16 protein-coding genes and 1 pseudogene are annotated in these 22,689 nt (G+C 68.1%); 8 read left to right on the forward strand and 9 right to left on the reverse strand.

All coding sequences use genetic code 11. The annotated features are described in order from the left end of the window. Positions 1–30: 30 nt before the first annotated feature. Genes gatB through gatC form a run of 3 tightly spaced genes read right to left on the reverse strand, consistent with a single transcriptional unit; the run spans position 31 to position 3,370 of the window. Positions 31–1,527, reverse strand: coding sequence for an Asp-tRNA(Asn)/Glu-tRNA(Gln) amidotransferase subunit GatB (gene gatB, locus ABD089_RS09920; protein ID WP_343886201.1), 1,497 nt, complete (start codon positions 1,525–1,527; stop codon positions 31–33). Continuing rightward, positions 1,524–3,074, reverse strand: coding sequence for an Asp-tRNA(Asn)/Glu-tRNA(Gln) amidotransferase subunit GatA (gene gatA, locus ABD089_RS09925; RefSeq protein WP_386769621.1), 1,551 nt, complete (start codon positions 3,072–3,074; stop codon positions 1,524–1,526). The genes gatB and gatA overlap by 4 nt, the downstream gene beginning before the upstream one ends. Further along, positions 3,074–3,370 carry an Asp-tRNA(Asn)/Glu-tRNA(Gln) amidotransferase subunit GatC gene (gatC, locus tag ABD089_RS09930; protein WP_425560032.1) on the reverse strand — a complete coding sequence of 99 codons (297 nt, stop codon included), beginning with the start codon at positions 3,368–3,370 and terminating at the stop codon, positions 3,074–3,076. The genes gatA and gatC overlap by 1 nt, the downstream gene beginning before the upstream one ends. 159 nt (positions 3,371–3,529) lie before the next feature. On the opposite strand from gatC, the gene ABD089_RS09935 reads away from it, so the two are divergent. Then, on the forward strand, positions 3,530–4,141 hold the full coding sequence (locus tag ABD089_RS09935) for an ACT domain-containing protein (RefSeq protein ID WP_343886297.1): 612 nt from the start codon (positions 3,530–3,532) through the stop codon (positions 4,139–4,141). Positions 4,142–4,234: 93 nt separating this feature from the next. Here ABD089_RS09935 and ABD089_RS09940 read toward each other — a convergent pair whose 3' ends face one another. From ABD089_RS09940 to ABD089_RS09955, 4 genes are all read right to left on the reverse strand, one after another. After that, a complete protein-coding gene (locus tag ABD089_RS09940) occupies positions 4,235–4,471 on the reverse strand; it encodes a hypothetical protein (protein WP_343886204.1) in 237 nt (78 codons plus the stop codon). A 9-nt stretch (positions 4,472–4,480) separates the two neighbouring features. Further along, positions 4,481–5,479, reverse strand: a complete 999-nt coding sequence (locus ABD089_RS09945; protein WP_343886205.1) for a uroporphyrinogen decarboxylase/cobalamine-independent methonine synthase family protein — start codon at positions 5,477–5,479, stop codon at positions 4,481–4,483. Continuing rightward, positions 5,479–6,582 (reverse strand): tRNA 2-thiouridine(34) synthase MnmA, encoded by a 1,104-nt coding sequence (mnmA, locus tag ABD089_RS09950; protein WP_343886207.1) that lies wholly within the window; start codon positions 6,580–6,582, stop codon positions 5,479–5,481. Before mnmA ends, ABD089_RS09945 begins: the two co-directional genes overlap by 1 nt. A 69-nt stretch (positions 6,583–6,651) precedes the next feature. After that, complete coding sequence (locus ABD089_RS09955) at positions 6,652–7,779, reverse strand: cysteine desulfurase family protein (protein WP_343886208.1); 1,128 nt, start codon at positions 7,777–7,779, stop codon at positions 6,652–6,654. Between the two features lie 183 nt (positions 7,780–7,962). On the opposite strand from ABD089_RS09955, the pseudogene glgX reads away from it, so the two are divergent. Continuing rightward, positions 7,963–10,077: pseudogene (gene glgX, locus ABD089_RS09960) on the forward strand (glycogen debranching protein GlgX); the annotation flags it as partial. A 279-nt stretch (positions 10,078–10,356) separates the two neighbouring features. Here the strand turns inward: glgX and ABD089_RS09965 are convergent. Next, positions 10,357–12,918: a glycogen/starch/alpha-glucan phosphorylase gene (locus tag ABD089_RS09965; RefSeq protein WP_343886209.1), complete on the reverse strand. Its 2,562-nt coding sequence runs from the start codon at positions 12,916–12,918 to the stop codon at positions 10,357–10,359. Positions 12,919–13,017: 99 nt separating this feature from the next. Between ABD089_RS09965 and ABD089_RS09970 the strand changes: the two genes are divergently transcribed. Genes ABD089_RS09970 through ABD089_RS09990 form a run of 5 tightly spaced genes read left to right on the forward strand, consistent with a single transcriptional unit; the run spans position 13,018 to position 20,004 of the window. Further along, positions 13,018–15,126, forward strand: coding sequence for an alpha-1,4-glucan--maltose-1-phosphate maltosyltransferase (locus ABD089_RS09970; RefSeq protein ID WP_343886210.1), 2,109 nt, complete (start codon positions 13,018–13,020; stop codon positions 15,124–15,126). Positions 15,127–15,152: 26 nt separating this feature from the next. Beyond that, positions 15,153–16,514 (forward strand): maltokinase N-terminal cap-like domain-containing protein, encoded by a 1,362-nt coding sequence (locus ABD089_RS09975; RefSeq protein WP_343886211.1) that lies wholly within the window; start codon positions 15,153–15,155, stop codon positions 16,512–16,514. A gap of 1 nt (position 16,515) precedes the next feature. Further along, a complete protein-coding gene (gene glgB / locus ABD089_RS09980; RefSeq protein WP_343886212.1) occupies positions 16,516–18,450 on the forward strand; it encodes a 1,4-alpha-glucan branching protein GlgB in 1,935 nt (644 codons plus the stop codon). Positions 18,451–18,453: 3 nt separating this feature from the next. Continuing rightward, on the forward strand, positions 18,454–19,227 hold the full coding sequence (locus ABD089_RS09985; RefSeq protein ID WP_343886213.1) for an NUDIX hydrolase: 774 nt from the start codon (positions 18,454–18,456) through the stop codon (positions 19,225–19,227). A gap of 51 nt (positions 19,228–19,278) precedes the next feature. Next, positions 19,279–20,004 (forward strand): DsbA family oxidoreductase, encoded by a 726-nt coding sequence (locus tag ABD089_RS09990; RefSeq protein WP_343886214.1) that lies wholly within the window; start codon positions 19,279–19,281, stop codon positions 20,002–20,004. Between the two features lie 9 nt (positions 20,005–20,013). Here ABD089_RS09990 and ABD089_RS09995 read toward each other — a convergent pair whose 3' ends face one another. Beyond that, positions 20,014–20,943, reverse strand: coding sequence for a co-chaperone YbbN (locus tag ABD089_RS09995; RefSeq protein WP_343886215.1), 930 nt, complete (start codon positions 20,941–20,943; stop codon positions 20,014–20,016). 87 nt (positions 20,944–21,030) lie between these two features. On the opposite strand from ABD089_RS09995, the gene pgm reads away from it, so the two are divergent. Then, entirely contained in the window at positions 21,031–22,665 is a 1,635-nt protein-coding gene (gene pgm / locus ABD089_RS10000; RefSeq protein ID WP_343886216.1) for a phosphoglucomutase (alpha-D-glucose-1,6-bisphosphate-dependent), read from the forward strand. Positions 22,666–22,689: the final 24 nt, after the last annotated feature.

Genomic DNA, 22,689 nt, shown 5'->3' on the forward strand with positions numbered 1-22,689 from the left:
GCGTCGTGCGGCCACGTCGTCGGGGAGCCCTCAGCTGAGTTTCTCGAGCACCAGCTCCCGGACGCGGGCTGCGTCGGCCTTGCCCTTCATCGCCTTCATCACCTGGCCGATCAGCGCGCCGGCGGCCTGCACCTTGCCGTCGCGGATCTTGTGCGCGATGTCGGGGTTGGCGTCGATCGCCTCGTCGATGGCCGCGCCCAGCGCACCGTCGTCGGATACCACCGCCAGGCCACGGGTCTCGACGACCTCGGACGGGTCACCCTCGCCGGCGATCACGCCGTCGATCACCTGGCGGGCCAACTTGTCGTTGATCGTCCCAGCCTCGACGAGCTGCTGCAGCGCCGCGACCTGCGCGGTGCTCATGCCGACCTCGTCCAACGCGACGCCGGTCTCGTTGGCACGACGGGCCAGCTCACCCAGCCACCACTTCTTGGCGCTGGCAGGGCTGGCGCCGGCCGCGACCGTCGCGTCGATCAGGTCGATCGCGCCCTCATTGCCCAGCACATCGCGCATCTCGAGGTCGGTGAAGCCCCAACTCCGCTGGAGGCGCGCCCGGCGCTCGCTGGGTGGTTCGGGCAGGGTCGCCCGGAGCTCCTCGACCCATTCCCGGCTCGGCGCCACCGGCACCAGGTCGGGTTCGGGGAAGTAGCGGTAGTCCTCGGCCTGCTCCTTCGAACGTCCGGACGAGGTGGTGCCCTCAGCCTCCTGCCAGTGCCGGGTCTCCTGCTTCACACGTCCACCGGACTGCAGCACCGCACCCTGGCGACGGATCTCGTAGCGCAGCGCATTCTCGACGCTGCGCAGCGAGTTCACATTCTTGGTCTCGGTGCGGGTGCCCAGCTCGTCGCTGCCCTTGGGCATCAGCGAGACATTCGCGTCGCAGCGCATGTTGCCCTGCTCCATGCGCGCCTCGGAGACTCCCAGCGCGCGCATCAGCTCCCGCAGGTGGGTCATGTAGGCACGTCCGACCTCGGGGGCCTTGGCGCCGAGCCCACGGACGGGACGGGTGACGATCTCCATCAGCGGCACGCCAGCGCGGTTGTAGTCGACCAGCGAGTAGTCAGCGCCGTTGATGCGTCCGGTGGAACCGCCCTGGTGGCTGAGCTTGCCGGCGTCCTCCTCCATGTGGACGCGCTCGATCTCCACCCGGAAGGTCTCCCCGTCCACCTCGACGTCGACATGGCCGTCCACGCAGATCGGCTCGTCGGACTGGCTGATCTGGTAGTCCTTGGCCATGTCAGGGTAGAAGTAGTTCTTGCGAGCGAACCGGCACCACTCGGCGATGTCGCAGTTGAGCGCCAGCCCGATCCGGATGGCAGACTCCACGGCCTTCGCGTTGACCACCGGCAGCGATCCGGGCAGGCCGAGGCAGACCGGGCAGACCTGGGTATTGGGTGCCTGTCCCGGCTTGGTCGAGCAGCCGCACCACATCTTGGACGCGGTGTTGAGCTCGACGTGCACCTCCAGGCCCAGGACGGGGTCGTAGGCCGCCATCACGTCGTCGTAGTCGAGCAGTTCGTCGCTCATGCGCGTGCCTCCTGCTGGGTGTTCTCGTCAAGAGCGGTGATCTGGTCGAGCAGGGTGATCTGGTCGAGCAGGGGCCCGCCCCACTGGGTCTGCAATGCCTGCTCCAGAGCGGCGCCCACCTGGTAGAGGCGGTCGTCGGCCAGCGCCGGGGCCATCACTTGGAAGCCGACCGGCAGGCCGGCCGAATCCAGGCCACAGGGGAAACTGGCGGCAGGCAGCCCGGCCAGGTTTGCCGGGATGGTGCACAGGTCGCCCGCGTACATGGCCACCGGGTCGTCGAACTTCTCCCCCAGCGGCCAAGCGGTGGTCGGGGCGACCGGCGAGACGAGCACGTCGCACTGGGCAAAGGCGGCCTCGAAGTCGCGGGCCACCAGCGTGCGGACCTTCTGCGCGGAGCCGTAGTAGGCGTCGTAGTACCCGGACGACAGTGCGTAGGTGCCCAGGATGACCCGGCGCTTGACCTCGTCGCCGAAGCCCGCGGCGCGCGAGAGGCGCATCACCTGCTCGACCGAGCGGGTGCCGTCGTCCCCGACGCGCAGGCCGTAGCGCATCGCGTCATAGCGGGCCAGGTTCGAGCTCGCCTCGGCCGGCATCACCAGGTAGTAGGCGCCGAGCGCGTAGTCGAAGTTCGGGCAGCTGACCTCCACGACCTCGGCACCGGCCGCGGTCAGGGTCGCGACGGCCTCGTCGAAGCGGGCGCGGACGTCGGGTGCGAAACCCTCCCCGCCCAGCTCGCGCACGATGCCGACCCTCAGGCCGCGAACATCTGCGGAGCTGGCCGCTGCGACGACGTCCGGGACGGGTGCCGGGACCGACGTCGAGTCATTCGCGTCGTGCCCGCAGATGATCTCGTGCAGGGCAGCGGCGTCGGCGACCGTCCGGGCGCAGGGTCCGGGCTGGTCGAGCGAGGAGGCCATCGCGATCACGCCGAAGCGGGAGGTGCCACCATAGGTCGGCTTCACACCCACCGTGCCGGTCAGCGCGGCGGGCTGGCGGATCGAGCCGCCGGTGTCGGTGCCGATGGTCAACGGAACTTCGAAGGCGGCCAGCGCCGCGGCCGAGCCGGAGCCTGAGCCGCCGGGGACGCGGTCGGTGGCCCATGGGTTGCGGGTGGGTCCGTAGGCAGAGTTCTCGCCCGACGAGCCCATCGCGAACTCGTCCAGGTTGGTCTTGCCCACGATCACCAGGTCGGCGTCCAGCAGGCGGCGCACGATGGTGGCGTCGTAGGGAGGGGTCCAGCCCTCGAGGATCTTCGAGCCGGCGGTGGTCGGAAGTTCCTGCCAGCACAACAGGTCCTTGACACCGATCGGAACGCCAGCCAGCGGGCCGACTTCCTCACCTGCTGCGACCTTGGCGTCCACCGCTGCGGCGGCGGCCAGGGCGGCCTCACGGTTGGTGGAGATGAAGGCGTTGACCTTCTCGTCCACCGCCTCGATCCGGTCCAGGTGGGCGGTGACGACCTCAACCGAGGTGTGCTCACCGGTACGAATCCATTCGGCCAGCTGCAGCGCGGAGGCGTGCAACAGGTCGTGGCTGATCGTGCTCATCATGCCTCCTCGTCCAGGATCCGGGGAACGCGGAAACGATCGTCCTCGCTCGCCGGCGCGCCGGCCAGGAGCGCCTGCACCGGGAAGGAGGGACGCGTCTGGTCGGCGCGGAAGACATTGGTCAACGGCACGGGGTGCGAGGTGGGCGGGACGCCGTCCAGTGGGGCCTCGGTCACCCGGCCCACGGACTCGAGGATGAGGTCGAGCTGTGGGGCCAGGTGGTCGAGTTCGGCATCGCCGAGCTCGATGCGGGCCAGCGCCGCGAGGCGCGCCACGTCATCTCTGGTGAGGGCCACGATGTGCACTCCTGTGATGTTGGATTGGGTACTGCGGGCGCACGCACCTGGGTCGGGACGTACGCCTCACCATCGTAGTGGACTGGTGTCGGGCACCTGTCCGCCGTAGTGCGCCCGGGCGGTACGGATGTCGACATGGTGCAGGATGTCAGGGTGCTGTTGTTGCGAGTGAGCCTCCCCGACGTTCCCGGTGCCCTGGGAATGGTCGCGTCCGCCATGGGTGCAGTGGGTGCCGACATCAGCGCGGTCGAGATCGTCGAGAAGGGTGGGGCCCAGGTCGTCGACGACTTCATGCTCGACCTGCCGCCCTCGGTTCCGCACGACGAGTTGGTCAGCGCATGCACCGCTTTGGAGGGCGTACGCGTGCTGTGGATCTCCCGCTACCCGGAGAGCTGGGGCATCGAGTCCGACATCGAACTGATCGACCACATGGTGGCCGCTCCTGCCCGCGCGGCAGAGGTGCTCGCCACCGAGGCGCCGGCGGTCTTCCACTGCCAGTGGGCTGCGGTGGTCGACCTTGCTGGCGGACGAGTCGTCGCGGGCAGCGAGCAGGCACCCGAGTTGGACGCTGCATCGCTGGCGTTGTTGGGTGACCTGACCAGGCCCGGACGGGTGGAGCTGGACTCGGGCTGGCTGCCGAACTGGGGGGACGCTGTGTGCGCCCACGCCCCGGTCAGCGGTGGCCGGGCGGTCGTGCTGGGGCGAGTGGGTGGTCCCGAGTTCCTGGACTCAGAGGTCCGTCGGCTGCAGCACCTGTCCGGCCTCGTCTAGGCCCGAGACGTCCTCACGACACCGACCCGAACCGGTCAACAAGGCCCTGAGTCTGGGGACGGACGCAGCTTTCGACCGCCAAGGCCGATCGCGTCAGAGCAGCCCGTTGAGCGCGCGGTAGAAGAACCAGCCGAGCAGGCACAACGCGGTCAGCACCGCGAGGAAGACGACGACCGAAAGCACGCGCTGGCGCTTCTTCGCGCGGGTGGTGGGCACATTTTCCGGCCCCCACTCCCCCAGCCGGGGGTGGACCCGGACCGGCGTCGCCTGCCCCAGTTCCGACGCGCGGGGCGAGGAGCTGTTCAGGTCGAGGTCGGTGAGGATGCGCACGCGGCCAGCTTAGCCGGGCTGACAGCGGGTGAGTTGTTCGGGCAACAACTCCGCGGCGCGCTCCAGCTGTTCCAGGAGACGTCCAGCTCCCAGCTCTGACCATCCGGCCAGACCACAGTCGGGGGACAGGTCGACCTTCTCGACCCAGACGGCTGGGTCGAGGCCCAACGGCCGGGCGATCCGCAGCACCCGGGCGACCACGGCATCGGCGCCCGGCAACTGGTCGGGCACCGGCGTGTCCGCCACGCCGAGCGCGAGCCGACGTCCTGATTCCAGCCAGGGGCCCAGCTGGTCCCACTGAGCTGCGCTCAGGTTGGCCGTCGGCAGCGCGAGCACGTGGACACCTGCCTTGTCGGGCACGTCCAGGTCCAGTCCGGGGGCGCAGCAGTGCATCGTCACCTCGTCCACGACGGCCTTGACCGGCTGCACGACGCGGGCCAGCAGGTCGACCGCCATCGGGACGTCCACGCTGCGGTGCCGGGAGAAGCCGGACGCGGTGGGTACCCGACCCGCCAGGACGGCCGGCAGCGAGGGCTCATCCAGTTGGGCTGTAAAGGAGACCTCGGGCAACCGCCTGCCCAGTTCGGCAAGCAGGTCAGCGAACCCGATCCCCAGCGACTCGGCCAGCTCGCGGCGCAGGCCATGGTCGGCCAGCACCCGGTCTCCACGGGGACGCTCGACGCAGGCAGCCATCGTCCACGGGCCGCTCATCGTCACCCGCACCGGGCCCGCATGGCCCTGGGCAGCCTCCTCCAGGTCATCCAGGTCATGACGCAGCGTGCTGCGCGCGCGTGCGTGGTCAGCGCCGGAACCGTCGATCAGCCGCCAGCCCTGCGGCTGGAGGTCTGCTCCGAGACCTTCGAGGACGGCCGTGGTCCGCCCGATCATGCCGGCCCCGGGACCACGGGCAGGCAGCTCCGGCAACCACGGCGAACCGGTGCCGAGCGCCATCCCCAGCGCAGCGGGCATGTCGGTGCCGGGCAACGAACCCAGGCCGGTCGCGCGCATCAAGACACCCCGTCGTCACGAGCCGAAACCGCCCGGGCATGGGCAATGGTGGCAGAGCCGACGACGCGGTCACCGTCGTAGACGACGACAGCCTGGCCGGGCGCGATCCCTCGCACCGGCTCGTCCAGTTCGATCAGCAGCGAATCCTGGTCCGGGCTGGAGACCCGGCATGCCAGCGCATCGCCGTGGGCGCGCACCTGCGCGACACCACGCCAGGAGCCCTCGACACGGGACTGCGCCCAGATGGGCCGGATCCCCTCGATCACCCGCACCGACAATGCTTCCTCCGGCCCGACGACCACCCGCTTGGTGACCGGCTCGATGTCCAGCACATAGCGCGGACGTCCGTCGGCCGCGGGAACGCCGAGGCGCAGCCCGCGCCGCTGGCCAACGGTGAACTGGTAGTGCCCGGTGTGCTGTCCGACCACGACGCCCTGTGCGTCGACGAACTCACCCGGTTCCGTGCCGATCCGGCCGCGCAGGAAGCCGGCGGTGTCTCCGTCTGCGATGAAGCAGATGTCATGGCTGTCGGGTTTCTTGGCCACGCCCAGACCCAGTGCCGCAGCCTCGGCGCGAATCTCGGTCTTGGTGGTGTCGCACAAGGGGAACAGGGAATGGCGCAACTGGTGCTGGTCGAGCACTCCGAGCACATAGGACTGGTCCTTGGCCGGGTCGGCGGCGCGGTGCAGGCTCACCTCGTCGCCGTGGTTTTCCAGGCGGGCGTAGTGGCCGGTCGCGACGGCGTCGAAGCCCAACGCGAGGCCGCGTTCGAGGACGGCTGCGAACTTGATCTTCTCGTTGCAGCGCAGGCAGGGGTTGGGGGTGCGTCCAGCCGCGTACTCGGCGACGAAGTCATCCACGACGTCGGACGCGAAACGGTCGCTGAAGTCCCAGACATAGAAGGGGATGCCGAGCTTGTCGGCGGCGCGCCGTGCATCGTGCGAGTCCTCCAGCGAGCAGCACCCACGAGCGCCGCTGCGGTAGCTGGCCGGGTTCTTGCTCAAGGCCAGATGGACGCCGGTGACCTCATGCCCGGCCGCCACCATCCGGGCAGCCGCAACGGCCGAGTCGACCCCGCCCGACATCGCCACCAGCACCTTCATGCCAACCACCTCACGCCCTACCCCTCACGCCATACATACCTCACGCCCTGCACCGCACGACGCGTGAGCCTACCCCGCGTGCGCGACCCGGGCCCTGCTGACGAGTTCGGGCAGAACGTCAGCCAGGCGGTCGATGTCATCGTCGGTCGTGCCGGGGCCGAAGGAGAAGCGGATGGATCCCAAGGCCTCGTCCAGGCTGCGGCCCATCGCCAGCATCACCTCGGACGGCTGGTGCACCCCTGCTCGGCAGGCCGATCCGGTGGAGCAGTCGAAGCCCGCCTGGTCGAGCAGCAACAACAGGTCGTCGGCTCGCAGGCCTTCGAAGGTGGCGTGGCAGATGGCCGCCGAGACGGTCTCTCCCCCATTCACCCGCACCCCTTGGACGTCCGATCGCAACCGTCGGACGAGGTCCTCACGCAGGCGATGCAGGCGTGCCGATTCAGCGTCCAGCTGTTCGACCGCTTCGGCAGCGGCGGCCGCGAAGGCGGCAGCCAGAACCGCCGGCTGCGTGCCGGAACGAACGCGTGCTTCCTGCCCCCCGCCGAGCCCGTAGGGAGGCAGTTCGAGGCCCCGACGAACCAGCAGCGCACCGATGCCGACCGGGCCGCCCACCTTGTGCGCGGACAGGCTCGCGAAGTCGACGTCCAGCGCCGCGAAGTCGAAGGGCACGTGCCCCAGCGCCTGCACCGCGTCGGTGTGGAACCAGGCACCTGCGGCCCGGGCCACCTGCGCGAGTTCGGCAACCGGCTGCACGAGGCCGGTCTCGTTGTTGACCAGTTGGACGCTGGCGAGCGCGGTGCCCTGGCCGACCGCCGCCGCAAGCGCCTCCGGCCGCACGCGTCCGTCCTCGTCGACGGCCACCAGTTGGGCGCCCAGGGCGTCCCGCGCCCCTGCCACACAAGGATGTTCGGTCGCCCCGACCACCACTTCGGTGCGCCCCTCCCGCCGGGCCGCGCCGTACAGGACGATCGAACTGGCCTCCGAACCACCGCTGGTGAACACCACCTCCCCAGGCTGCGCCCCCACTGCGGCCGCGAGTCGTTCGCGGGCATCCTCCAGGACGGCGCGCGCCGCCCGGCCCGACGCATGCAGCGCGGCCGGGTTCCCGACGAGGTCGTGGTACCGCGACATCACCTGGGTGGCCACGGCCCGCTGCGGTGAGCTGGCGGCATGGTCGAGGTAGGCTCGGGTGTCCATGGCGCGACGCTACACGCCCTTGGAAGCCGAACTTTCGACCAATTCACGGCGCGGCCCGGTTCTGGACCCGTAGATTGGCTGCGGCAGCTGGCACAATGAACAGCCGTGCCCGGTTGCTTCCGGCAGCACGACCCGGAGGGATGCTTGCCCCGCCGGGACGCAATAGCAAAGGCTTGAACGTTCATGAATCCTGAGACTCGTCAGCCGGTGGACTCGTCCGTCCTCGGAGCCCAGCTGATGGATGACGGTTGCCGCTTCGCCCTATGGGCGCCGCGCGCTTCCCGCGTCGAGCTGGCCCTGGTCGCGGCCGACCGCAGCCAGTACAACTTCGACATGGCGATGAACCCCGACGGTGTGTGGATCGTCCACATCGCCGGGATCGAGGCCGGCCAGCGCTATGGCTTCCGCGTGCACGGCGACTGGAACCCCGACGCCGGTATGCGCTTCAACCCCGCCAAGCTCTTGGTCGACCCCTATGCCCGCGCCATCACGGGCGGCGTCGACTACTCCGGCCCGATCCTTGACCACGCACCCGAGTCGAACTACATCCTCGACCCGCGTGACTCCTTCGAGGCCGTCCCGCTGTCGGTCGTGGTGGCCGACTCCCCCGCTCCCGAACCCATCGATCGGCGCCGTCCCCTGGACGAGTGCGTGATCTTCGAAACCCACGTCAAGGGCTTCACCAAGCTGCATCCCTCGGTTCCCGAGCACCTGCGCGGCACCTACAGCGGATTGGCCTACGACTCGGTGATCGACTACCTCGTCCAGACCGGTGTCAACACCGTCGAACTGTTGCCCGTGCACCACTTCGTCTCCGAGCCCTTCATCGTCGGGCGCGGCCTGTCGAACTACTGGGGCTACTCGACGCTTGGCTTCTTCGCCCCGCACGCCGCCTATGCCTCGGAATCGACGCTCGGTGGGCAGGTGAGCGAGTTCAAGGAGATGGTCACCAAGCTGCACCGCGCGGGCATCGAGGTCATCATCGACGTCGTCTACAACCACACCGCCGAGGGCGGTCACGAGGGGCCCACGCTGAGCTTTCGTGGCATCGACCACCAGGGCTATTACCGGCTGACCCCCGACCAGCGCAATGACTACGACGTGACCGGCTGCGGCAACTCGGTCGACACCTCCCACCCCGGGGTGCTCAACCTGGTCATCGACTCGATGCGTTACTGGGTACGCGAGATGGGCGTCGACGGCTTCCGCTTCGACCTCGCCACCACCTTGGTGCGCAACCGCGACCACCACGTCGACCAGATGCACGAGTTCAAGCAGATCATCGCGGCCGACCCGACCTTCGACGGCATCAAGATGATCGCCGAGCCCTGGGACGTCGGCCCCTTCGGCTACCAGGTCGGCAACTGGGGACCTCGATGGAGTGAGTGGAATGACCAGTTCCGCAACTTCTTCCGCGACTTCTGGCGCGGCTCCATCGGCGGCGTCCAGACCCTCGCCACCCGGATGGCGGGCTCCCCCGACATCTTCAACCACGACGGACGGGGCCCCGCCTCGACGGTGAACTTCATCACCGCCCATGACGGCTTCACCATGCGTGACCTGGTCACGTACAACATGAAGCACAACGAGGACAACGGTGAGGGCAACCGGGACGGCGCGGACGACAACCGCTCCTGGAACTGTGGCGTCGAGGGTGAAACCTCCGACCCCGGCATCAACGACTTCCGTCACCGCCAGGTCAAGAACATGATGTCGAGCCTGCTGCTCGCCTCCGGCATCCCGATGATCACCGCGGGTGACGAACTGGGACGCACCCAGGGTGGCAACAACAATGCGTACTGTCAGGACTCCCCGTTGTCCTGGACGCATTGGGACACCCTCACCGAATGGGGTGACATCTCCGAGCACACGGCCGAGTTGTTGCGCCTGCGCCGCGACCACAAGGTCTTCCGAAGCGCGCACTACTTGGGCCGCGACGAGGTCGTGGACGCCAACGGTCAGCCCACTGGACGCGGCCAGCTGGCCTGGTTTGACGGCTGGGACGGCGAGATGGCCGACTGGCAGTGGACCGATCCGGGACGCCGTCACCTGGGCATGTACCTGTCGGACGAGGAGGACGCCTTCCTGGTTTGGTTCAACGGCTCCGAGGGTGCGGTCACGGTGCGCAATCCCGGCCTGCCGTGGGGTTCCAGCTACACGGTCGAGTTGACCACGGCCCACCGTGAGGAACTACCGCCGGACCCGATCCAGGCGATGGTCGAGTTCCAGCTTCCCGGACGCAGTGTCACGGTGCTGCGCGCGGGCCTGGCCCCCGCCCCGGTCCCGGTCACCCCGCCGAGCGAGGACGCAGTCGACCCGGCCGACCTGCCGTCCGAGACTCTCGCCCTGACCCCCGAACAGGAGCAGGCCGTGGCCGAGTCTGCCCACGAGGCTGCCATCAGGGGCGACAATGCCCCCGCCTCGGGCACCACGCCGGAACCGAAGGACGTCGTCGCCCAGCCGGAGCAGTAGTCCGGTTCGGTGGAGCTCACCACGCCCATCTGCCCGGCCCAGCACAGCGCCCCCGCAACCCGAAATCGGGTTGCGGGGGCGCTGTTCTTCCGGCCGAACTGCAGGTCAGATGACCGGGGGGGTGTCCCAGATGCGCTGGATGTAGTCCCGGATGGAGCGGTCGGAGCTGAAGAAACCACAGCGGGCGATGTTGAGGATCGCGGAACGGCTCCACGCCTCCTCGTCCGCGTAGTAGGCCTCGACATTGGCCTGGGCGTCCAGGTAGGAGCTGTAGTCGGCCAGCGCCATGAAACGGTCCTCGTGCAGCAGGTTCGCAGCCAGCGGCTCGAACACGGAACGGTCGCCACCGGAGAAGTGCCCGGACGCGATGAGGTCCAGCGCACCCCTCAGGCGCTGGTCCGACTCGTAGTACCTGCCGGGCTGGTAGCCCTGCGCCGAGAGCTGCGCCACGTCCGGCTCGGTCATGCCGAACAGGAAGAAGTTCTCGTCACCGACGTGCTGGCGGATCTCGACGTTGGCGCCGTCGTCCGTGCCGATGGTGAGGGCGCCGTTGAGGGCGAACTTCATGTTGCCGGTCCCCGAGGCCTCCATACCGGCGAGCGAGATCTGCTCGGACAGGTCTGCGGCCGGGATCAGCTTCTCGGCGAGGGTGACGTTGTAGTTGGCCGGGAAGGCGACGCGCAGTCGTCCCTCCAGCACCGGGTCGTCATTGACGACCTGGGCCACCTTGTTGATCAGGTGGATGGTGTCCTTGGCCATCCGGTAGCCGGGGGCGGCCTTGGCGCCGAAGATGACCGTGCGCGGGGTGACCTCGGAGGCGGCCATGCGCCCCTCGCGCACCTCGTTGTAGACGGTCACGATGTGCAGCAGCTTCAGCGACTGGCGCTTGTACTCGTGCAGGCGCTTCACCATCACGTCGAGCATGTGGTCGTCGGCCAGCTCGATGCCGTCACGCACGACGAGCAGCTCGGCCAAGCGCTTCTTGTTTGCCGCCTTGACGTCACGGAAGGCCTTGCGGAACTCGGGATCCTCCGCGTAGGGCTCCAGTTCGCGCAGCCGGTCGAGCTTGTTCACCCAGCCCTTGCCGATGGTGGAGCTGATCAGGTTCGCCAGCTCTGGGTTGGCCTGGCGGATGAAGCGGCGCGGCGTCACGCCATTGGTGACATTGGTGAACTTCTCCGGCCACATCGCGCTGAAGTCGGGCAGCACCTTGTCACGCAGCAGCTGGCTGTGCAGCTCGGCGACGCCGTTGACCTTCGAGCCGGCGACGGTGGCCAGGAAGGCCATCCGAACCGACCGCTCGGGGTACTCGGCGATGATCGACATCCGGCGAGCACGCATCTCGTCGCCGGGGAAGGCCTCGCGGACCTCCTCAAGGAAGTCGTCATTGATCCGGTAGATGATCTCCAGATGGCGCGGCAGCAGGCGTCCGAGCAGTTCCACCGACCACACCTCCAAGGCCTCGGGCAGCAGGGTGTGGCAGGTGTAGGCGAAGCAGCGCTTGGTGACGTCCCACGCCTCGTCCCAGGCGAAGCCCTCCTCGTCCACGAGGATGCGCATCAGTTCGGGGACCGCGATCACCGGGTGGGTGTCGTTCATCTGGAAGATGATCCGGCTCGGCAGCTCGTGCAGGTCGAAGTCATCCGGCAGCACGTTGTCGATGAAGTCGCGCAGCGAGCAGGCGACGAAGAAGTACTGCTGCTGCAGGCGCAGCTCCTTGCCCTGGGGCGTGGAGTCCTCCGGGTAGAGCACCTTGGAGATGTTCTCGGCGAAGGTCTGGGCGCGGACGGCCTGGGCGTAGTCACCTGAGTTGAAGATCTGCAGGTCGAAGGCCTGGGTGGCCTGGGCGCTCCACAGGCGCAGAGTGTTCACACGGTCATTGCGGTAGCCCGGGACCATGTAGTTGTACGGGATGCCGTTGACATTCCAGTCGGGCACCCAGTTGACGAGCTCGTTGCCCTTGTCATCGGTGCTGTGGACGGTGTGCCCGCCGAAGTTGACCTGGACATTGTGCTCGGGGTGCGGGAACTCCCACGGCGAGCCCATGGTCAGCCAGGAGTCGGGCTGCTCGACCTGGCGTCCGTCGACGAAGGTCTGACGGAAGATGCCGTACTCGTAACGGATGCCGTAGCCGATGCACGGGACGTTCATGGTGGCTAGCGAGTCGATGAAGCAGGCAGCCAGACGACCGAGGCCGCCATTGCCCAGACCTGGCTCGACCTCGGCCTGGCGCAGGGTGTCGAGCTCGATGCCACAGCCCTGCAGCGCCTCGACGACGATGTTGGTCAGGTCGGTGGAGGCCAGGTTGTTGTCCAGCTGGCGACCCAGCAGGTATTCGGCCGACAGGTAGCCGACGGCTTTGTTGGGATTCTCGCGCTGCTGGCGAGCTGTCTCCAGCCAACGTCCCATCAGGTAGTTGCGCACGGTGCGTGCCAGGGACAGGTACAGATCGTTCTCGGTGGCCTCGCTCAGGGTCACCCCCTGGCCGGTGTTGAGCTCGCGGAGAAACTCCTTCGTGAATCCGTCCACGCTGACCGGCGGAGTACCGACCGGCGCGAGGGCGAAGGGGTGGGTCGGGGCAAACTCGGGGCCCTTGCCCTTGGTCACGCTGAAGCTCGCATTGGAGCGCAGGTCAGGCCTGCTGGGAGTGTTCATGGTTTCAGACACCGGGCCAGCGTACAGAAGTTCCGAGACCAATTGGGGACTGGGTGGCACCCACGGTTGGAGGCCCATGACAGGCGGCATACACCCCGGTAGGTTGGGCGCGTGAGCACCTCGCCGAAGAGCCCCAGCCCCGCGCCCGGTACGTCGCCGCAGTCCGCCGCCCGGCGGGCCGCCCCGGCGCCCGCCCCCACCAGCGCCAGCCCCGAACCTGCACCGGTCGAGGCGACGCAATCACAAGCCGTCCAGCCGATCCCGGGATTTGGACGCATCCCGGTCGCGAATGTGGAGCCGGTCATCGAGGGGGGCGCCTACCCCGCCAAGGCCGTCGTTGACGAGTGGTTCCCGGTCACCGCGAATGTCTTCCGCGAAGGTCACGATTGTGTCAACGCGACCGCCGTGCTCAGCTCCCCCGACGGGCGCGAGCTCTCCTTCGGCATGAAGCAGCTCGAACCGAAGGGCCTCGACATCTGGGAGGGCTGGGTGTGCCCCGACGCCGAGGGTGACTGGACCTTCCGGATCGAGGGCTGGTCGGACGACTGGGCGACCATCCACCACCACTGCGTGGCCCGCTTCACCGCCGAGGTCGACGTTCCCCTGGCCTGCCAGGAGTTCGTCCACGTCGTCTCGCAGGCGGCCGAGGCAGCCGAGGCTGCCGGCGACACCACCACCGCCAAGCAACTGCAGGCCAAGATCGACATGATGCTGCCCGAAGCACCGGTCGAATCCCTGCTGGAGACTGTCAACTCGGGCGCGCTCGCTGCGGCGATGGACATTTACCGTCCCCGCGCGCTGGTCTCAGCGACCCAGGAGTTCCCCCTGCGCGTCGACCGCAAGCGTGCGCTCTACTCGTCCTGGTACGAGTTCTTCCCGCGCTCGCAGGGTGCGTGGTGGGACGAGGAGAAGAAGGTGTGGCACTCGGGCACCTTCGCCAAGAGCCATGAGCGCCTCGAGGCCGCCGCCGCGATGGGCTTCGACATCGTCTACCTGCCCCCGATCCACCCGATCGGCACCGCCTTCCGCAAGGGGCGCAACAACTCCCTCGAGCCCTCCGAACTCGATCCTGGATCGCCGTGGGCCATCGGCAACACCGAGGGTGGGCACGACGCCATCCATCCCGACCTCGGCACCCTGGAGGACTTCGACGACTTCGTCGCCAAGGCCAAGGCGCTCGGGCTCGAGATCGCCCTCGACTTCGCCCTGCAGGCCTCCCCCGATCATCCCTGGGTGAGCGAGCACCCGGACTTCTTCACCACCCGCGTCGACGGCACGATCGCCTACGCGGAGAACCCCCCGAAGAAGTACCAGGACATCTACCCGATCAACTTCGACAACGACCGGGACGGCATCTACCACGAGTCGCTGCGCATCCTGCGCTTCTGGATCGACCGCGGCGTCACGGTCTTCCGGGTCGACAACCCGCACACCAAGCCCGTCGACTTCTGGGCCTGGCTGCTGGACCAGGTGCACCGCACCAATCCGGAGGTCATCTTCCTGGCCGAGGCCTTCACCCGTCCGGAGATGATGAAGGCGCTGGGCAAGGTGGGCTTCCACCTCAGCTACACCTACTTCACCTGGCGCAACACCCGCCAGGAGCTGATCGACTACGCGCTCGAGCTGGCGCGCGAGTCGGCGCACTGCTTCCGTCCGTCGTTCTGGCCGAGCACGCCCGACATCAACCCGGCGTTCCTGCACTCGGGCAACCCGGCCGCCTTCACGATCCGGGCCGTGCTGGCGGCGACGATGTCGCCCAGCTGGGGCGTCTACTCCGGCTACGAGCTGTGCGAGCACGAGGTCTTCCGCCCTGGCGGCGAGGAATACCTGAACTCGGAGAAGTATGAGTACCGCCCGCGTGACTGGGATGCCCAGCCGAACCTGTCGATGCTGCTCGGGACGCTGAACCGGATTCGCCGGGAGCATGGCGCCCTGCAGCAGCTGCGCAAGATCGACTTCCACTCGGCCTGGAACGACCAGGTGATCGCGTTCTCCAAGATGGACCGCGACGACCGGGTCATCGTCGTCTGCTCGCTGGACCCCTGGAACCCGCAGACGACCGACGTCTACCTCGACATGTCCGCGCTCGGGTTGGACCCGCACGCGATGCTCGAGGTGACCGACGAGCTGACCGGCAACACCTGGACCTGGGGCTCGCGCAACTGGGTCGAGCTCACCCCTGCCAATCCCGCGCACATCCTGCGCGTCACGCCCCGATGACGGCCGGGTCGATGACGTCAGGTGCCATGACGTCAGGTGCCATGGAGCAGGTGCCCGGCTGGCTCAATGAGCACGTCGGTTCTGCCCGATGGTTCGGTGGCAAGGGACGCGGTGGCGAGGTCTCGCGGGTCGTCGGTCTGCGCTGGTTGGGTGAGCGTGATGGGGTGCGAGTGCGCCCCGAGGTCGCGACCTGGCGCTACCCCGACGGTTCCCAGGAGCACTACCAGCTGTTGGTGGCCTACAGCGACGCCGAGCAGCCCGCCGGCGTCCTCGGGCCGTCGTCCGAGGGCATTGCGCACGACGCGACGAGGGTCCCGGCGGCGCTGCAGGTGCTGTTGGCGAGCCTGCTCGACGGCGCCCAGGACGAGCAGTGGCAGCCGGTGATCCCGGACGGGCGACGTCTTGCTGCCGACCTGCCGCTCAGCGTCTATGGCGGTGAGCAGTCGAACACCAATGTGATGGTGGGCGACGTCGCGATCCTCAAGCTCTTCCGCAAGCTGGAGCCCGGACGCAACCTCGACATCCAGGTGCACGACGCCCTGGGCCGCGCCTCGGTCGGCTCTGCTGCGCGCCTGTACGGCTGGGTCGCCGGTGAGCTGCCCGCAGCCGAGGGTGAGGAGCCGGTGGAGACCGACTATGCGATGGTCGTCGAGCAATTGCAGGACGCAGCCGACGGTTTCGTGATGGCCCGCGAGGCCTGCGCGAGTGGTGCCGACTTCAGTCAAGAGGCGGCTGCCCTGGGCGAAGCCCTGGCCGAGGTGCACGCCGCCCTGCACGACACCTTCGACACCACGACCGTCGACGGTGACGAGGTCGCCGCCACGATGGCCCGCCGGCTCGACGAGGCGATCGAGGCGGCACCGGTGCTCTCGGACCACCGCGATGGTCTGGTCCAGGTCTTCGGGCGTCTGGCCGGGCACCGCCTGCCGGCCCAGCGGATCCACGGTGACTTCCACCTCGGGCAGACCCTGCGCACCCCCGATGGCTGGCGGATCATCGACTTCGAGGGCGAGCCCATGAAGACGCTGGCCGAGCGCCGGCTACCCGACTCGCCCTGGCGAGACGTGGCCGGCATGTTGCGGTCCTTCGGCTACGCCACCTCCGGCAGCGACGACCCGACCGGCCCGGCGGCCCGGCAGTGGCTGGCCGACGTGCGGGCCGCCTTCCTGGGCGCCTACGGCGAACCACGGGGCGGTGAGGCTGACGTCCTCAGCGCCTACGAGGCGGACAAGGCCACCTATGAGGTGGTCTACGAGGTGCGCAACCGGCCTGACTGGTTGCCCATCCCGATGAGCGCGATCAGCTCGATCGTACCCAGCCGCGCTGGGAACTACCCCCTGACTTCCGGGACCAACCACGCGGGCCCGGCCGCGGACGAGGAGAACTGACATGGGATATGACCTGGCGGGCGGCCTGACCGGCTGGGACATGGAGGGTTTCCACTCCGGCGGTGACACCGAGCTGTGGAAGCGGCTCGGCGCCGAGGTCGTGACCATCCCCACCGACGACGGTGGAACGGTCACCGGCACGCGATTCTCCGTCTGGGCACCGAATGCACAGGCCGTGAGCCTGATCGGTGACTTCAACTACTGGTCGGGGGACGAGATGTACCGTCTGCCCGGCACCGGTGTCTGGAGCCGCTTCATCGAGCAGCGAGGCACCGACACGGTCTACAAGTTCCGCATCCAGGGGCCCGACGGTGTCTGGCGCGAGAAGGCCGACCCGATGGCGAAGTTCTGCGAGTCGGCCCCCTCGACCGGGTCGATCGTCTACCAGAGCCAGTACATCTGGGACGATGAGGAGTGGATCGCCCGCCGCGAGCAGTCAAAGGCCCACCAGGAGCCGATGAGCGTCTACGAGGTGCACCTCGGCTCGTGGCGCAAGGGGCTGTCATACCTCGACCTATGCGAGGAACTCGTCAGCTACGTCAAGTGGCAGGGATACACCCACGTCGAGTTCATGCCCGTCGCGGAGCACCCCTACGAGCCCTCCTGGGGCTACCAGGTCACCGGCTACTTCGCCCCGACGAGCCGCTTCGGACGTCCGGACGACTTCCGCCACCTCGTCGACAAGCTGCATCAGGCCGGCATCGGCGTCATCCTCGACTGGGTGCCCGGCCACTTCCCCAAGGACGAGTGGGCGCTCGGCAACTTCGACGGCACCCACCTGTACGAGCACGCCGACCCGCGCCAGGGCGAGCACATGGACTGGGGCACGTACATTTTCAACTACGGCCGCAACGAGGTGAAGAGCTTCCTGGTCAGCAATGCCCTGTACTGGATCACCGAGTTCCACATCGACGGCCTGCGCGTCGACGCCGTGGCGTCCATGCTGTACCTCGACTACTCGCGCAAGGAGGGCGAGTGGGTGCCGAATGTCTATGGCGGGCGCGAGAACCTCGAGGCCATCGACTTCATGCGCTACGTCAACAAGCACCTCTACGAGCGCCACCCCGGCGTCCTGATGATCGCCGAGGAGTCGACCAGCTTCCCCGGCGTCACCCGGCCTGTGCACCACGACGGTCTGGGCTTCGGCTTCAAATGGAACATGGGTTGGATGAATGACTCGCTGCGCTATGTCGAGTCAGACCCGGTGCACCGCCAGTACAACCACCACCTGATGACCTTCGCGATGGTCTACGCCTACTCGGAGAACTTCATCCTGCCGATCAGCCACGACGAGGTCGTGCACGGCAAGGGATCGATGCTCACCAAGGTCCCGCAGGACGACTGGCGCAAGTTCGCGACGCTGCGCGCCTTCTACGCCTACATGTGGGCTTTCCCCGGCAAGCAACTGGTTTTCATGGGCCAGGAGTTCGGCCAGCGCGCCGAGTTCAGCGAGGAGCGCGGGCTCGACTGGTGGACCGCGGACATGTGGGGCCACGGCGGCCTGAAGCGCCTGTTCAAGGACATGAACGAGATCTACGTGAACGAGCCGGCGCTGCACGAACTGGACAGCGACCCTGCCGGCTTCAGCTGGATCAACGGCGACGACGCCCAGGGCAACACCTTCAGCTGGATCCGGCACTCCTCCACCGGCGAGATGGTCGCCTGCCTGGTGAACTACTCGGCCGACCCGCACAACACCTACGGCATCAATCTGCCCCGGGCCGGCGTTTGGCAGGAGATCCTGAACACCGACTCCCCCGAGTACGACGGTGACGGCAACTTCGGCAACTACGGCCAGGTCATCGCCCGCGAGGGTGCCGCGCCATGGGGTGACGGGCCGGGCGCGACGGTCTGCATCCCGCCGCTGGGAGCGATCTGGCTGAAGTACGACCCGAAGGCGACCGCGGCGCTGCCCGGCGACACCGGTCTGGCCTGATCCATGGCAGAGGAGTTCAGTGTCCGGGCTGAGGTGAACGGCGTCGTCGGCGTCCTGATGTGGGATGGCTCCACCGACGTCGAGACCTTGGCCCGGGCGGTGGCCCTCGCCGCCACCGACCTGTTCGGCGAGAAGGGTTTGCGCCGCCTTGAGGTGTCGATCCCGACCACCGACCCGATGGCCCGCCATGCCTTGCACCGCGCAGGCTTCCGTCGCGAGGGCCGGGCTCGTGCGGCGATGGACGTCGGCACCGGTGACCACGTCGACGTCGACCGTTATGCGCGGCTGGACACCGACTCGGTCGATGCGCCCGACACCTTCTCGTCCGTGATGGACACCGTGCTGCCGACCAAACGCATGATCGGCCACGTCTTCTTCCGCGATGGCAACGGACGGGTGCTGCTGCTGGAGACGCACTACAAGAAGGACTGGGAACTGCCCGGCGGGGTGGTCGAGCCGGGCGAACCACCGCGGGTGGGCGCAGAGCGCGAAGTCCTGGAGGAGCTCGGCATGTCCGTCCGGCTGGGTGCCCCAGCACTGGTCGACTGGCTGCCGCCCTACCTGGGCTGGAGCGATGCCGTCGAGTTCATCTGGGACGGTGGGGTGCTCGAGCAGAGCGTGATGGACGAGTTCATCCGCGAGGAGCGCGAGATCCGTGCCATCCACTGGCTTGATCCGGCAGATGTCGCGCAGCACGTCACTGCCCTGTCCGCCCGACGGATCGCGTTGCTGGTGGATGGCTTCCGAGGCTTCACCGAGGATGGCATCCCGGTCTGAGCCGGTGCGGCTGGCGATCCCGGGTTTGTCGGCGTCGATACGCTGCGCATCATGACCCTGCGCATCGACATCTGGTCCGACATCGCCTGCCCCTGGTGCCTGATCGGCAAGCGCCGTTTTGAGCGTGCCATCCAGCAGCTGCCCTTTGCCGACCAGATCCACGTCGAGTACCACTCCTACCTGCTCGACCCCGACCTGCCGAGCCACTACGACGGCACCGAGGCGCAGTACCTCGCCGAGCGCAAGAAGATCCCGGCCGAGCAGGTCTCCCAGATGCTGGCGCAGGTGACCGAGGTCGCCGCCGGCGAGGGCCTGCACTATGACTTCGACCGCCTCGTGGTGGCCAGCTCCCGACGCGCACACCGGCTGCTGCAGGCCGCCCGCCGCGTCGCTCCGGACCGCTCCGCGGGCGGGCTGGTGCCGAGGCTGAAGGGTGCACTACTGGAGGCGCACTTCGAGCAGGGCGTCGACATCGGCGACGACGATGAACTCGTCCGCATCGCACGCATCGCAGGTCTGGACGAGCAGGCCGCCCGCTCGGCACTGGACGATGAGTCGCTCGACGAAGCCGTCCAGCTGTCGGTGTCCACCGCCTCGTCGCTGGGCATCCAGGGCGTGCCCTTCTACCTCATCGACGATCGCTACGGCATCTCCGGAGCGCAGCCGACCGAGGCCTTCATCCAAGCGCTCACGCAGGTCTGGCAGGAGAAGCAGGCCACGCCCGCTCCCCTGCTCCTGCCCGACGCCGGCGAGGCGTGCGGCCCCGAGGGCTGCTGAGCCCGCAGGTCAGGCGAACAGGGCCGTGGACAGCTTGCGGCGCGCCTTGAGCACGGCCGGGTCGGTCTTGCCGACGGCGTCGAACAGCTCCAACAGGCGCAGCCGCAGCTGCTCGCGCAGGTCGGCGTCCCGGTTCTCGCGGATCAGCTCGAGAACCCGGTCGAAGGCGGCAACGGCATCGCCGTTGATGAGCTCCAGGTCAGCGGCCTGCAGCTGAGCCTCGACGTCGCCGGGCTCGGCGCTCGCCCGGGCGACGATCGCGGCAGGGTCGAAGGTCATCGAACGCTGCAGCAGCTTGGCCTGGGCGAGACCCTGGACGGCCTCCTGGTCGGCTGGTGCGGCGGCCAGCACCTTCTCGAACTCGGCCACGGCTGTCGGGAAGTCCCCGGCGACCATGGCCTGGTCAGCGGCGGCGAAGCGCGGATCGACCTGCGGGGTCGCTGCTTCTCCGTCGGCGCCAGCCTGGTCCGCGGTGCTGGCCGCCACCGGCTCGGCCCGTCCAGTGAGGCCATTGGCGATGGCGACCTGGCCCAGTTGCTCCAGCACGGCCTGGATCTCAGCGGCATCCCGCGTCCCCTGGAACAGCGGCGCAACCTGGCCGGCAATCACTGCGATGACAGTGGGAACGGCCTGCACCTGCAGGGCGGCGGCGATCCGCGGCTGCGCATCGACGTCGACCCGGGCCAGCAACCACTTCCCACCCGCGGCGTTCGTGGCGGCGATCAGCGCGTCCGAGACCTCTTGGGCATTGGCGCGGGCCGAGTGCAGTTCGATCACGACGGGGTACTGCATCGACCGCGACACGACGGCGTCGAAGGACGCCTCGTCCAGGTCCTGTACGTAACTGGCACCACCGCGACCGGTTGTCTGGGGCGCGGCGGGCTGGCCCAGGGCGGAAAGGTCGACGGCCCCGGGGCGGTTGAAGCTCTCAGCGGTCATGGTGGTAATTCTTCCACGCCCACCAACCGGCGTTTTCACCTCCGGGTCCCCTGTCACTCAACCCCGGGGCAGTGCAAGATGGGTTCCATGGCACATGAGCGCGCAGGACAACCTGCCCAGGAACAAGACCTCATCAAGGTCGAGGAGGTCGTGCAGGCCTACTACGACCTCACCCCCGACCCCTCGAACATCGACCAGCAGGTCGTCTTCGGCACCTCGGGCCATCGTGGCTCCAGCCTGGACAAGAAGTTCAACGACCTGCACATCGCCGCCACCACGCAGGCGATCGTCGAGTACCGCGCCACCCAGGGCACCGACGGACCACTGTTCATCGGCAAGGACACCCACGCGCTGAGCCTCCCGGCGTGGAAGACCGCCACCGAGGTGCTCGTCGCGAACGGTGTCGACGTGCTGGCCGAGGGTGAGGACGACTACACAGCGACCCCTGCCGTCAGCCGCGCGATCATCGTCCACAACCGGGACAACGCCGGCAAGCCGCAGGCCGACGGCATCGTCGTCACCCCCTCGCACAACCCGCCGCGCGATGGTGGCTTCAAGTACAACCCGCCGAATGGTGGCCCAGCCGACACCGACGCCACCAAGTGGATCGCTGGTCGCGCCAACGAGCTGATGGCTGACCCCACCGGCATCAAGCGGATGCCCTATGACCAGGCCAAGGGCTCGGTCGAGCGCTTCGACTACATCACCGCCTACTGCACCGACCTCAAGAACGCGATCAACCTGGACGCGATCCGCGAGGCCGGCGTCAAGATCGGCGCCGACCCCATGGGTGGTGCCTCGGTGCAATTCTGGGGCTACATCGCCGACAAGCTCGGTCTGGACCTCACCGTCATCAACCCCGAGGTCGACCCGACCTGGCGTTTCATGACGCTCGACACCGACGGCAAGATCCGGATGGATTGCTCCTCCCCCGATGCGATGGCCTCGCTGATCAAGAACAAGGACAACTTCCAGCTGTCCACCGGCAACGACGCCGACTCCGACCGGCACGGCGTCGTCACCCCGGACGCTGGCTTGATGAACCCGAACCACTACCTGGCGGTGGCGATCTGGTACCTCTTCCAGAACCGTCCTGGCTGGGGCGAGCGGGCCCGCGTCGGCAAGACGCTGGTCTCCAGCTCCATGATCGACAAGGTCGCGGCCGAGATCGGACGCGAGCTGGTGGAGGTCCCTGTGGGCTTCAAGTGGTTCGTCCCAGGCCTGATCTCCGGCGACATGGGCTTCGGCGGCGAGGAGTCGGCTGGAGCGTCCTTCCTGGCGCTGGACGGGTCGACCTGGACGACCGACAAGGACGGCATCCTGCTCGACCTGCTGGCCAGCGAGATCCTTGCGGTGACCGGGAAGACCCCGAGCGAGCACTACGCCGACCTGGAGGCCAAGTACGGTCGCAGCTACTACGCACGCGTGGACGCGGACGCCAATCGCGAGCAGAAGGCGCGGCTCTCGAAGCTGTCGCCGGCCGACATCACCGCCACCGAGCTGGCCGGCGAGCCCATTACGGCGGTACTCACCGAGGCCCCCGGAAACGGCGCGGCGATCGGTGGCGTGAAGGTCACCACCGAGAACGGTTGGTTCGCCGCCCGTCCGTCGGGCACCGAGGACAAGTACAAGATCTACGCCGAGTCGCTGAAGTCGGCCGAGCACCTGGCACAGATCCAGGCGGAGGCGAAGGACGTCGTGAACGCGGCCCTCAACGCCTGAGCCACCCGCGAAACACGCTTTCGG

Origin of the sequence: Luteococcus sanguinis, from assembly GCF_039527675.1 — a bacterium.
GTDB classification, from domain to species: Bacteria; Actinomycetota; Actinomycetes; order Propionibacteriales; family Propionibacteriaceae; genus Luteococcus; species Luteococcus sanguinis.